This window comes from Streptomyces sp. SPB162 (assembly GCF_029504575.1).
Lineage (GTDB): Bacteria > Actinomycetota > Actinomycetes > Streptomycetales > Streptomycetaceae > Actinacidiphila.
Genome location: NZ_JAQFII010000001.1, coordinates 3885242 through 3897678, shown reverse-complemented (window position 1 = coordinate 3897678; position 12437 = coordinate 3885242). Strand labels below are relative to the sequence as shown.

12 protein-coding genes are annotated in these 12437 nt (G+C 71.1%); 6 read left to right on the top strand and 6 right to left on the bottom strand.

Annotation, left to right across the window (positions count from 1 at the left end; translation table 11 throughout):
* The first annotated feature begins 147 nt into the window (after positions 1 to 147).
* From M2266_RS17770 to M2266_RS17755, 4 genes are read left to right on the top strand one after another with little or no spacing between them, the layout of a single operon-like run.
* Complete coding sequence (locus M2266_RS17770; RefSeq protein WP_277439071.1) at positions 148 to 1191, top strand: ABC transporter ATP-binding protein; 1044 nt, start codon at positions 148 to 150, stop codon at positions 1189 to 1191.
* A complete protein-coding gene (locus M2266_RS17765; RefSeq protein WP_277439070.1) occupies positions 1181 to 2113 on the top strand; it encodes an ABC transporter permease subunit in 933 nt (310 codons plus the stop codon). Before M2266_RS17770 ends, M2266_RS17765 begins: the two co-directional genes overlap by 11 nt.
* Positions 2110 to 3027: an ABC transporter ATP-binding protein gene (locus tag M2266_RS17760; protein ID WP_277439069.1), complete on the top strand. Its 918-nt coding sequence runs from the start codon at positions 2110 to 2112 to the stop codon at positions 3025 to 3027. The genes M2266_RS17765 and M2266_RS17760 overlap by 4 nt, the downstream gene beginning before the upstream one ends.
* Before the next feature lie 30 nt (positions 3028 to 3057).
* The gene (locus tag M2266_RS17755) at positions 3058 to 3777 is read left to right on the top strand and encodes an ABC transporter permease subunit (protein WP_277439068.1); all 720 of its coding nucleotides are present in this window, start codon (positions 3058 to 3060) and stop codon (positions 3775 to 3777) included.
* 30 nt (positions 3778 to 3807) lie between these two features.
* Here M2266_RS17755 and M2266_RS17750 read toward each other — a convergent pair whose 3' ends face one another.
* Positions 3808 to 5067 (bottom strand): MFS transporter, encoded by a 1260-nt coding sequence (locus tag M2266_RS17750; RefSeq protein WP_277439067.1) that lies wholly within the window; start codon positions 5065 to 5067, stop codon positions 3808 to 3810.
* 55 nt (positions 5068 to 5122) lie between these two features.
* Complete coding sequence (locus M2266_RS17745) at positions 5123 to 5836, bottom strand: FadR/GntR family transcriptional regulator (RefSeq protein WP_277439066.1); 714 nt, start codon at positions 5834 to 5836, stop codon at positions 5123 to 5125.
* 124 nt (positions 5837 to 5960) lie between these two features.
* On the opposite strand from M2266_RS17745, the gene M2266_RS17740 reads away from it, so the two are divergent.
* Positions 5961 to 6587, top strand: a complete 627-nt coding sequence (locus M2266_RS17740; protein WP_277439065.1) for a YceI family protein — start codon at positions 5961 to 5963, stop codon at positions 6585 to 6587.
* A 45-nt stretch (positions 6588 to 6632) separates the two neighbouring features.
* On the top strand, positions 6633 to 7433 hold the full coding sequence (locus M2266_RS17735; protein ID WP_277439064.1) for a rhomboid-like protein: 801 nt from the start codon (positions 6633 to 6635) through the stop codon (positions 7431 to 7433).
* On the opposite strand, the gene M2266_RS17730 is transcribed toward M2266_RS17735, so the two are convergent.
* The 4 genes from M2266_RS17730 to pheA form a co-directional block, all read right to left on the bottom strand.
* Positions 7378 to 8823, bottom strand: coding sequence for a PLP-dependent aminotransferase family protein (locus tag M2266_RS17730; protein ID WP_277439063.1), 1446 nt, complete (start codon positions 8821 to 8823; stop codon positions 7378 to 7380). The genes M2266_RS17735 and M2266_RS17730 overlap by 56 nt on opposite strands.
* Positions 8824 to 8830: 7 nt before the next feature.
* On the bottom strand, positions 8831 to 9649 hold the full coding sequence (locus M2266_RS17725; protein WP_277439062.1) for an HAD family hydrolase: 819 nt from the start codon (positions 9647 to 9649) through the stop codon (positions 8831 to 8833).
* Positions 9646 to 10923 carry a serine--tRNA ligase gene (serS, locus tag M2266_RS17720; protein WP_277439061.1) on the bottom strand — a complete coding sequence of 426 codons (1278 nt, stop codon included), beginning with the start codon at positions 10921 to 10923 and terminating at the stop codon, positions 9646 to 9648. The genes M2266_RS17725 and serS overlap by 4 nt, the downstream gene beginning before the upstream one ends.
* A gap of 563 nt (positions 10924 to 11486) precedes the next feature.
* The gene (pheA, locus tag M2266_RS17715) at positions 11487 to 12413 is read right to left on the bottom strand and encodes a prephenate dehydratase (protein WP_277439060.1); all 927 of its coding nucleotides are present in this window, start codon (positions 12411 to 12413) and stop codon (positions 11487 to 11489) included.
* Between the last annotated feature and the right edge of the window lie 24 nt (positions 12414 to 12437).

The window sequence follows — 12437 nt, the reverse complement described above, 5'->3', positions numbered from 1 at the left end:
GCGCCTCCGCCGCCTGTGGAAAACCGCGGCCGGGGGAGCTGCGGACCGCCATGACCCTGACATCCGTCCCGCGCTCGGAGGAGATCCCCTACGGGAGGTCAGCCCCCAGGACTACGCGGATTGGAGCCCCGAGAGGGACGCCCCGGTGTGGTCTGCGCCACTACCGTCGGGAACGTGACTGTGATCGTGACCGAAAGCCTGAGCAAGCGGTACCCAAGGGTGACCGCCCTGGACCGGCTCTCCGTGGACATCACCCCCGGTGTGACCGGGCTGGTAGGTGCCAACGGAGCCGGCAAGTCGACCCTGATCAAGATTCTGCTGGGTCTGTCCCCGGCCACCGAGGGCCGTGCCGCCGTGCTCGGACTCGACGTGGCCACCGAAGGCGCGGCGATCCGCGGTCTCGTCGGGTACATGCCCGAACACGACTGCCTGCCGCCCGATGTCTCGGCGACCGAGTTCGTCGTCCACATGGCGCGGATGTCCGGGCTGCCGCCCGCCGCGGCCCGCGAGCGCACCGCCGACACCCTGCGCCACGTAGGGCTGTACGAGGAGCGGTACCGCGCCATGGGCGGCTACTCCACGGGCATGAAGCAGCGCGTCAAGCTGGCGCAGGCGCTCGTGCACGACCCGAAGCTGGTCCTCCTCGACGAGCCGACCAACGGGCTGGACCCGGCGGGCCGCGACGAGATGCTGGGGCTGATCCGCCGGGTCCACAGCGACTTCGGCATCTCCGTCCTGGTCACCTCGCACCTGCTCGGCGAGCTGGAGCGCATCAGCGACCACGTCGTCGTCGTCGACGGCGGAAAGCTGCTGCGCTCCTCCTCCACCAGCGACTTCACCCAGGCCACGGCCTCGCTCGCGGTCGAGGTCACCGACACCGACCAGCACCCGCACGGCACCGAGGCGCTGCGCGCGGCGCTGACCGAGGCGGGGGTCTCCGTGCAGGGCGAGGGCCCCGGCTCCGCCGGCGCGAACATCGGCCACATCCTGCTCGTCGAGATGGACGGCGAGGCCACCTACGACCTCATCAGGGACGCGGTCGCCGAACTGGGCCTGGGCCTGGTCCGGATGGAGCAGAGACGTCATCGGATCGCGGAGGTCTTCAGCACGGATGACGACTCCGCCGTCCTCGAGGCCGCAGGCGCCACCGGCAGCCGGCCGCAGAAGGGAGGCAGCCGAGATGCAGCCTGAAACCGTTCCCGCTTCCGTACCCGCGCAGCAAGAGGCCCAGCGCGGCGCCGACGTCATCCACAACATCGGCTACCGCCACTACGACGGCCCGCGCCTCGGCCGCGGCTACGCCCGGCTCTCCCTCTTCTCGCAGAGCCTGCGCGGCGCCTACGGGCTCGGCCGGTCGGCGAAGTCCAAGGTGCTGCCGATGCTGCTGTTCGCCGCGATGTGCGCCCCGGCGCTGATCATCGTCGCGGTCGCGATCGGCACGAAGATGACCAAACTGCCCCTGCAGTACATGCAGTACACGATCTACCTGCAGATGGTCATCGCGCTCTTCGTCGCGGCCCAGGCCCCGCAGTCCGTCTCGCGCGACCTGCGGTTCAAGACGACGCCGCTGTACTTCTCGCGCCCCATCGAGCGCATCGACTACGTCGCCGCCAAGTTCGCGGCGATGACGGCGGCGCTGTTCATCCTCACCGCGGTGCCGCTGGTCATCCTCTACGTCGGCGCGCTGCTGGGGAAGTTCGGCTTCGCGTCCCAGACGGCCGGCTTCGGGAAGGGAATCGTGGCCGCTCTCCTGCTCTCCCTGCTGCTGGCGGGCATCGGCATGGTCATCGCCGCCATCACCCCCCGCCGCGGGTTCGGCGTCGCCGCGATCATCGCGGTCATCGCCATCTCGTACGGAGCGGTCACCGCGATCCAGGGCGTCGCCTACGCCCAGGAGAATTTCGAGGCGGAGGGCTGGTTCGGCCTCTTCTCCCCGATCAGCCTGCTGGACGGCGCGCAGTCCTGGTGGCTCGGCGCCACCGTCTCCAACCCGGGCAACTACGGCCCGCCCGACGCCCTCGCGGGCATCGTCTACCTGATCGTGCTCCTCGGTGTGATCGCCGGCTGCTTCGGCCTGCTGATGCGCCGCTACCGGAAGGTCGGACTCTCGTGACGACGATCACCATCGACAACGTCTCGCGCTGGTTCGGCAACGTGGTGGCGGTCAACGACGTCACCATGTCGATCGGCCCCGGCGTGACGGGCCTGCTCGGCCCGAACGGCGCGGGAAAGTCCACCCTCATCAACATGATGGCCGGCTTCCTCGCCCCGTCCACCGGCTCCGTCACCCTCGACGGCACGCAGATCTGGCGCAACGAGCAGGTGTACCACCACATCGGGATCGTGCCCGAGCGCGAGGGGATGTACGACTTCCTCACCGGCGCGGAGTTCGTCCTCGCCAACGCCGAGCTGCACGGCCTGCCCGACCCGGGCGCCGCCGCGCACCGCGCGCTGGCGACCGTCGAGATGGCGTACGCGCAGGACCGCAAGATCGACACGTACTCCAAGGGCATGCGGCAGCGCGTGAAGATGGCCTCGGCCCTCGTCCACGACCCGTCGGTGCTCCTGCTCGACGAGCCCTTCAACGGCATGGACCCGCGCCAGCGGCTGCACCTCATGGACCTGCTCCGGCAGATGGGCGCCGACGGCCGCACGGTGCTGTTCTCCTCACACATCCTGGAGGAGGTCGAGCAGCTCGCGAGCCACATCGAGGTCGTGGTGGCCGGCCGGCACGCCGCTTCCGGCGACTTCCGCAAGATCCGCCGCCTGATGACGGACCGCCCGCACCGCTACCTCGTACGGTCCAGCGACGACCGGCAGCTGGCCGCCGCGCTCATCGCCGACGCGTCGACCGCCGCGATCGAACTCGACTGGTCCGAGAAGGCGCTGCGCATCCAGGCGATCGACTTCTCCGGCTTCACGGAGCTGCTGCCGCGGGTCGCCCGTGAACAGGGCATCCGGCTGTACACGGTCTCGCCGTCCGACGAGTCCCTGGAGAGCGTCTTCTCCTACCTGGTCACGGCGTAAGCGGCCCACCCGGCCTTAAGGAGCCCACCGATGTATAACCCCACCGTGGCCCGGCTCACCTTCCGGGCGCTGCTCGGCAGGCGCCGCGCACTCATCCTCTTCGCGCTGCCCGCGCTGCTGCTCGTCATCGCGGGCGCCGTGCGCGCCCTGGCGGGCACGGACGACAGCGTCACCAGCGACCTGCTGGGCGGTTTCGCGCTCGCGACGATGGTGCCGCTGATCGGCGTCATCGCCGGCACGGGCGCCATCGCGCCGGAGATCGACGATGGTTCGATCGTCTACCTGCTGGCCAAGCCGCTGAAGCGGCCGTCGATCATCCTGACGAAGCTGGTCGTCGCGATCGGCGTCGCCATGGCGTTCTCGGCCATCCCCACCTTCATCGCCGGCTTCATCCTGAACGGCAACAGCCAGCAGCTCGCGGTCGCCTACGGCATCGCCGCGGCCGTCGCGTCGGTCACCTACGCCGCGGTCTTCCTGCTGCTGGGCGTCGTCACCCGGCACGCGGTGGTGGCGGGACTCGTCTACGCGCTGGTCTGGGAGTCCCTCATCGGAAACCTCGTCCCGGGCGCCCGCACCCTCAGCGTCCAGCAGTGGGCGCTGGCGCTGGCGGAGAAGATCGGCGGCGGTGAGATCGTGCAGTCCGACGTCGGGCTCCCGGTCGCGGTCGTCCTGCTCGTCGCGGTGACCGTCGCCGCCACCTGGTTCGCCGCGCAGCGGCTGCGGTCGCTGACCCTGGCGGGCGAGGAGTAGCAGCCGGGAGGCGGGGGTGGGGGCCGGGGTTCAGACCTTGCGGTCCCTGCCCGCGCCCAGTCCGGCGGCGAGCTGCGCGCCGCACAGCAGCAGCATCAGCACGATCGGGGCGGTCCAGCCGCCGCTGCTCTGGTAGAGCGCGCCTGCGGCGAGCGGTCCGGCGGCGGCCAGCAGATAGCCGACGCCCTGCGCCGTCCCCGACAGCCGCGCGGCGGTGTACGCGTTCCGGCTGCGGAGCACGATCATCGTCAGCGCCAGCCCGACCGAGCCGCCCTGGCCGACGCCGAGCAGTGCGGCCCACGCCCAGGCACCGCCGACCGGGTTCACCAGCAGTCCCACGTATCCGGCGGCGGTCAGGCCGACGGCGACGGCCACTAGCGGACCCTGGTTCCGCATCCGGCCCGCGAGCAGCGGGAAGACGAACGCGCCCGCCACCTGGATCAGGTTGCTGACGGCGAAGACGATCCCGGCGGTGGCCTTGCTCATCCCGTGGTCGGTGAGGATCGTCGGCATCCACGCGATGACGACGTAGACGAGCAGCGACTGCAGGCCCATGAAGCAGGTGACCTGCCAGGCCAGCGGTGCCCGCCAGATACCGGAGCCCGGCACCGGAGCGGACGCGGCGGACGTGCCGTGCGCGCCCGTCGCCGAACGCGTCCGGCGCGACAGCACCACCTGCGGGAACCAGACCGCCGCGGCGACGGCCGCCGGGAGGGCCCAGAATGCCAGCGCGGCCTGCCAGCTGCCGCCGAACGACTTCTCCAGGGGTACGGACACCCCGGCCGCCGTCGACGCGCCGATGACCATCGCACACGTGTAGAGCGACGTCATGCTCGCGGCCCGGTGCGGGAAGTCCCGCTTGATCAGGCCGGGCATCAGGACGTTGAGCAGGGCTATCGCCGTTCCCAGCAGGATGCTGCCGGCGAAGAGCGCCAGGATCGAGGAGAGCGAGCGCACCACGATCCCGGCGGCCAGTGCCACCAGCGCGGTGAACAGCACCTGCTCGGTGCCGAACCGCTGCGACAGCCGGGGGGCGACCATCGAACCCAGCCCCAGGAAGAGCACCGGCACCGACGTGACCAGGCTGCTCACCGTCGAGGAGAGCCCGTAGTGCGCGCTGACGTCGCCGACCAGCGGCGCCATGCTGGCCAGCGCGCCCCGCATGTTGAGCGACGCGACCACGATGCCGGCCAGCAGCAGTACGGGGTGGGAGAGCAGCCGGGACGACTCGGGCGGGTGGCCGGGCTCCGCGTCGATGAGCGGGACGGTGGCGGCGGTCGTACGTGGCAAAACAGGGGCCTTTCCCAAGCGTGGTACGTGGTGCGCGGTGTGTCAGGGAGGTCGGTCAGCGGGCGGGCGGGCCGTCCGGTTCGACGGCGAGGAGGGCTTCGACCGCGCGCAGCGGCTCTCCCAACAGCGCCCGCGCGGCGCTGTCGGCCGCCTGCGGGTCCCCCGCCTCGATGGCGTCGAGCAGCGCGGTGTGGGCCGCGAGGTCGATCGGCGGCATGTCGCTGTCGCCGACCGCGGCCAGCAGCGTCTCGCGGACCGACGAGCTGAAGTAGCGGTAGACCTCGGTCAGCGCGGTGTTGTGCGCGGCCTCCACCACGAACTGGTGGAAGCGGACGTCGTCGTCGGCCTGGGCGCCGCCGGTCAGCTCCGCGCCGTGCTCGTGCACGCTGCCGAGCGCGGAGCGCATCCGCTCCAGGTCCTCCGGCGTTCGCCGGACGGCGGCCAGCCGGGCACCCTCCGCCTCCAGCGCGACCCGCAGCTCCAGCACGTCGCGCGTTCCCGCCCTGCGCATGCCGCGGAGCACGGCGGCGGGGTCGGCCCGGGAGATCACGTACGTGCCCTGCCCCTGGCGCGACTCCAGCTGACCGGCGTGCGCGAGCACCCGGACCGCCTCGCGGACCGTGTTGCGGCCCACGCCGAGGAGGTCGGCCAGTTCGTGCTCGGTCGGGATGCGCATTCCGACCTGCCAGGTGCCGGCGGCGAGCTGCTCGCGCAGCTGGTCGACGACGGTGTCGACCAGGGATCTGCGGTCGGCTGCGTGGAGTGTCATCCGGTCATCCTACAACTCCATCCCGCCTCCTCGGAAAACTTCTTTCCCGACCTTGTTGAAAGTTCAATGGAACAGAGCTATGGTGAATGAAGTTGAACGTTGAACTACTCGTAAGGAGCACATCATGGGCCTCTTCAACCGCACCAGGACCGCTGACGCCGGCACCGCCGTCGCGACCGCCCCCGTCGCGACCGCCCCCGTCGGGACCGACCTGTCGCACCTCACCGGTGAGTACACCGTCGACCCGACCCACAGCGAGATCGGCTTCTCCGTCCGGCACGCGATGGTCACCACCGTCCGCGGCCAGTTCGCCGAGTACGAGGGATCGCTGCACCTCGACGGCGCCGACCCGCACCTCTCCACCGCCGAGCTGGTCATCAAGGTCGCCAGCGTCGACACCAACCAGGCCCAGCGCGACGAGCACCTGCGCACCGGCGACTTCTTCGACGCCCCGACCTTCCCGGAGATCACCTTCCGCTCCACCGCCGCCGAGCGCCTGGGCGAGGACTTGTACCGCATGACGGGCGACCTCACCGTCAAGGGCACCACCCTGCCGGTCACGCTCGACCTCGCCTACAACGGCTCCGCGAAGGACCTGTACGGCAACGAGCGCGTCGGTTTCGAGGGCACCGCGAAGATCGACCGCACCGACTGGGGCCTGAACTACAACGCCGCCCTGGAGACCGGTGGCGTCCTCATCGGCGAGCAGGTGAAGCTGCGCTTCGACATCTCCGCCATCAAGAACGCCTGAAACACGATTGGCCGCGTCGAGCGGCCCTGACAGATGATGTGGGTGATGGCCGCAGAGCAGATCACCCCAACGCCCGCCGAGCGCCGCCGCATCACCCTCAAGGGTGTGGGGCGCTTCGGCGCTTCCTGGGTGCGTTCCTCCCCCGGGACCCACATCTGGCTGCTGATCCTGACGATCACGACCTGTGTGGTCGCCGTCGTGTCGCCGCACGTGCGGGCGTACCTGCTGCACCACGTCAGCACCAACCTCATCGAACTGCGGCAGCATCCGATCCGGGTGCTGCTCGCCAGTGCCCTGTGGGTGGCGACGCCGTCCGGCTTCGCCATCTACTTCGTCTTCTACGAAACGGTCCACGCGCCCGCGGAACGCTGGCTGGGCACCTGGCGCTGGCTCGTCGTCGTCGCCACGGCGCACATCGGCGCCACGCTCGTCAGCCAGAAGGCCGTACTGTTCGGGATTCATTACGACCGGCTGCCGCGTTCGCTCGCCCACACCGTCGATGTGGGCGTCAGCTACGGGATGGCGGGTGTCGTCGGCGTGCTGACGTACCTGGTGCCGCGCCCCTGGCGGTGGGGATACCTGCTGGGGATCCTGACGTTCTTCACGGTGCCGGTCCTCACCAGCCGCACCTTCACCGACCTCGGCCACCTCACGGCCGTCCTCATCGGCCTGGCCTGCTACGCGCTGACGCCGACCGCGCGGATGCCCGGGAGCCCGCGACGGCCCGCGCCCCCGACGCGGCGGTCCGAGCCCGCCGCACGGCGGTCCGAGCCCTCCGCGCGGCGGCCGGTCAGCGGGCGGCTGTCGGCGGAAGAGCCCGGCACAGCGCTTCCAGAGCGCCGCTGAACGTGTGCTCGGACGGGGTTCCGTAGCCGACGACCAGCCCGTCCTGCGGTGCCATGGTGCTGTCGGGGTGGCGGTATCCGGCCAGCCCGTCGAGGACGAGACCGTGGTCGAGCGCCGCCCGGACCGTGGCGTCCTCGGTGCCGGGCGGAAGCTCCAGCACCGCGTGGAGCCCGGCCGCGACGCCGGAAACGCCGATGTGCGGGGCCCGCTCGGCGAGCGCGGAGACGAGCTGGTCGCGCCGATGGCGGTACCGCTGCCGCATCCGGCGGACATGGCGGTCGTACGAGCCGGAGGCGAGGAGGTCCGCGAGGGCCAGCTGGTCCAGGGCGCTCGCCGTGGCCTCCCGCTCACCCTTGGCCGCCACCACGTCCTCCACGAGCGCCCCGGGAAGCACCATCCAGCCCAGCCGCACCGCCGGTGACAGGCTCTTGCTGACCGAGCCGAGGTAGACGACGCGCTCGGGGTCGAGCCCCTGCACCGCGCCGACCGGCTGTCGGTCGTAGCGGAATTCCCCGTCGTAGTCGTCCTCCAGGACGATGCCGCCCGTCGTCCTGGCCCAGTCGACGACGGCCGCCCGCCGGAGCGGCCCCAGCGGACCACCGGTCGGGAACTGATGTGCGGGCGTGAGCAGCACGGCTCGCGCGCCGCTCGTCGCCAGCTCCCCGGTACGGGCGCCCTCCGCGTCGACCGTCAGCGGCACCGTGCGCATCCTGGCCGCGGCCAGGATGCCGCGATGGAACGCCAGCCCGTACGCCTCGACGGCCATCGGGCCGCGCAGCACCCGGACCAGCAGCCGCAGGGCGTGGGCGAAGCCCGAGCAGACGACGATCGCGGCCGGGTCGGCGCGTACCCCGCGGGCGCGGGCGAGGTACTCGGCCAGCGCCTCGCGCAGCTCGGGGCGGCCGTGCGGGTCACCGGGCCCGAACGCCTCGGTGGGGGCGGCGGTCAGCGCGCGGCGGGCGGAGGTGAGCCAGGCGGCGCGGGGGAAGCTCCCGGCGTCCGGTTGGCCCTGCAGCAGGTTGTACGCGGGTCGGGGGGCGTGCGGGGAGGGGGCGACGGAGGAGGGCCGGGCCCTGGCGGGCGCGGTGCGGGGCGCGACGCGGGTGCCGGAGCCCTGGCGGGCGGTGAGCCACCCCTCGGCGACGAGTTCGGCGTACGCCTCCGCGACGGTGTTGCGGGCGATGCCGAGGTCCGCGGAGAGCGTGCGGTAGGGCGGCAACCGGGTGCCGGGGGCGAGCCGCCCTGAGCGGATCGCCTCGCGCAGCGCCCGCATCAGGGAGGCGCGCCGGCCGCCCGGGCCGGCCGGCTCCAGGTGGAGGTCGCGGCCGAAGGAACCGGCGGAACCCGCGCCGGGGCCCGAGTCCGCCGGACCGACCCCCGGAACCGTCATGGCCCGGCTAGGCGGCGGCCGCGAGGAGCCGTTCCAGGACGACGGCGATGCCGTCCTCCTCGTTCGACGTGGTCACCTCGTCGGCCACGGCCTTCAGCTCGTCGTGCGCGTTGGCCATCGCGACGCCGTGCGCGGCCCACGCGAACATCGGCAGGTCGTTCGGCATGTCGCCGAAGGCGATGGTGTCGGCGGCCTTCAGGCCCAGCCGGCGGGCGGCGATGGAGAGGCCGGTGGCCTTGCTGAGGCCGAGCGGCAGGATTTCGACGATGCCCTCGCCGGCCATGGTCACGCCGACCAGGTCGCCCGCGACCTCGCGCGCGACCTTGGCCAGAGCGTCGTCGTCCAAGTTCGGGTGCTGCACGTAGAGCTTGTTGAGCGGGGAGCTCCACAGCCGGCTGTCGTCCTTCATGTGGATGACCGGCAGCTCGGGGTGGTACTGGTACCCGGCGCCGACCAGCACGTCGCCGTCCAGGCCGTCCTGGCTCGCGGCCAGGAAGAGCGGCCCGATCTCGGCCTCGATCTTGGCCAGCGCGAGCCCGGCGAGCTGCCGGTCCAGCGTCACGGAGGTCAGCAGCCGGTGTTCGCCCGCGTGGTAGACCTGCGCGCCCTGGCCGCACACGGCCAGGCCGTCGTAGCCGAGGTCGTCCAGTATCTGCCGGGCCCACGGCACGGAGCGGCCGGTGACGACGATGTGGGCGGCGCCCGCCGCGGTGGCCGCGGCGAGCGCCGCCCGCGACCGCTCCGAGACGGTGTGGTCGCCGCGCAGCAGCGTGCCGTCCAGGTCGGTGGCGATCAGGCGGTACGGGAGCAGCGTGGAGGAGCTCACTTGCCGACCGGCTCCAGGAACTCACGGCCGCCCAGGTAGGGGCGGAGGACTTCCGGGACGCGGACCGAGCCGTCGGCCTGCTGGTGGTTCTCCAGGATCGCCACGATGGTGCGCGGTACCGCGCACAGCGTGCCGTTGAGCGTGGCGAGGGGGCGGGTGCCCTTCTCGTCACGCATCCGGATCGACAGCCTGCGGGACTGGAACTCGGTGGTGTTCGACGTCGAGGTCAGCTCGCGGTACTTGCCCTGGGTCGGGATCCACGCCTCGCAGTCGAACTTGCGCGACGCCGAGGAGCCGAGGTCGCCCGAGGCCAGCTCGATCACCTGGAACGGCAGTTCCAGGGCGGTGAGCCACTCCTTCTCCCACTCCAGGAGGCGCTGGTGCTCGGCCTCCGCGTCCTCCGGCGTGGTGTAGACGAACATCTCGACCTTGTCGAACTGGTGCACCCGGATGATGCCGCGGGTGTCCTTGCCGTACGACCCGGCCTCGCGGCGGTAGCAGGGCGAGAAGCCCGCGTACCGCAGCGGCAGCTTGGCCGCGTCGATGATCTCGTCCATGTGGTAGGCGGCGAGCGGGACCTCGGAGGTGCCGACCAGGTACAGGTCGTCCTTCTCCAGGTAGTACACGTCGTCGTCGACCTGGCCGAGGTAGCCGGTGCCGGCCATGGCCGCGGGCTTGACGAGGGTCGGCGTCAGGATCGGGACGAAGCCGGCCGCGGTGGCCTGCGCGATGGCCGCGTTGACCAGGGCCAGCTCCAGCAGCGCACCGACGCCCGTGAGGTAGTAGAAGCGCGAGCCGGAGACCTTGGCGCCGCGGTCCACGTCGATGGCGCCCAGGATCTCGCCCAGCTCCAGGTGGTCCTTGGGCTCGAACCCCTCGGCGGCGAAGTCGCGCGGGGCACCGAGCTGCTCGAGGACGACGAAGTCCTCCTCGCCGCCGATCGGCGCGTCCGGGTGCACCAGGTTGCCGAGCTTGAGCAGCAGGCGCTGGGCCTCCTGCGCGGCCTCGCTCTGCTCGGCGTCCGCCGCCTTGACCGCGGCCGAGAGCACGCCGGTCTTCTTCAGCAGTTCGGCTTTCTCATCCCCCTGGGCCTTGGGGATGAGCTTGCCGAGCTGGCGTTGCTCGGCGCGCAGTTCGTCGAAGCGATGACTGGACGACCTGCGCCGCTCGTCGGCGGAGAGGAGGGCGTCGACGAGCGCGACGTCCTCTCCACGGGCGCGCTGGGAGGCGCGCACACGGTCGGGGTCCTCACGAAGCAGGCGAAGGTCAATCACGGCTACAGGCTACCGGGGCGGTGGGGTCCAACGCGACAAGTTAAGGGCTTTTAGTGACGTTATGTCCGTTTCGAGGAAAGGGCGTGTGAAATGCAATAACGGACAAAAGGTCGCCGTCAACCGAATTCACCGCATCCCTCCATCGAGGCACCGCCCTTGTGGAGAAGGGGAGTTGGGAGGGGGTGCGGACGCCGCTCGAACCCCGGTTATCCACAGGCGGATGGGGATTCTTTTCCTTTGTCCACAGGTTGTGTGTGCGAACTGTGGAAGACGGAGTTGATCATTCCGGGCCCCCGGTGTTCGGCGAAGGATTCCCGGTCCAAACGCTCTTAACACGCACTTTCGAGTGAGAAGTGTTCCCTCTATAGAGTTGATCAGAGGAATTGAGCTGACGAAGGGTGACCTGGACCGCTGTGGCCGACCTTGGTACCTGTGTACCGATTTGTCGACTAGGTCGGGTTGGTCTGTCGACTTATCCCCAGTTATCCCCAGGCTGGACCTCAGGCCTGTGGATAACTCGGTGGACAACAGGGCAGCCTTGGTGGGGACCCATCGGGGCGCTCTCAGCCCCGCCCGTCCAGCGCCCGGCCCAGCCAGTCCGCCGCGTCGGTGAACTCGTCGTCCGTCGTGCCCGGGCGAACCTGGGGGCGCACCTCGTCGGCCCGCGGATACGAGCCCAGGAACCGGACCTGGGGGCAGATCCGCTTCAGCCCCATGAGCGCCTCGCTGACCCGGCGGTCGGTGATGTGCCCCTCGCAGTCCACCGAGAAGCAGTACCGCCCGATGCCCTCGCCGGTCGGCCGGGACTCGATGCGCACCAGGTTGACGCCCCGCACCGCGTACTCCTGCAGCAGCTCCAGCAGGGCGCCCGGGTGGTCGTCGCCCAGCCAGAACACCGCCGAGGTCTTGTCCGCGCCGGTCGGCGCCGCGGGCCGGGCCGGCCGGCCGACCAGGACGAAGCGCGTCGCCGCGTTCTTCGCGTCATGGATCTCGGTGACCAGCGGCTCGAGTCCGTACGTGGACGCCGCGAACTCGCCCGCGAAGGCCCCGTCGAACCGGCCCTCCTGCACCAGCCGCGCGCCGTCCGCGTTCGACGCCGACGACTCCCACAGCGCATCCGGCAGCTGCGCCCGCAGCCACTTGCGCACCTGCGGCTGAGCGACCGGGTGGCCGGTCACCGTCTTCACGTCCGTGAGCTTCGTGCCCGGCCGCACCAGCAGCGCGAACGCGATCGGCAGCAGCACCTCGCGGTAGATCATCAGGGGCGCGCCGGTGGCCAGCTCGTCCAGGGTGGCGGTCACGCCGCCCTCCACCGAGTTCTCGATGGGCACCAGCGCCCCACCGGCCTCGCCGTTGCGGACGGCGTCCAGCACCGCCGGCACCGACACCATCGGGACCAGCTCCCGGGTCGCCGCCTCGGGCAGCGTTCTGAGCGCTGCCTCCGTGAAAGTGCCTTCAGGACCCAGGTACGTGTAGCGGCTCGCCGACATACCGTCACCCTAATGCGCCGGAAG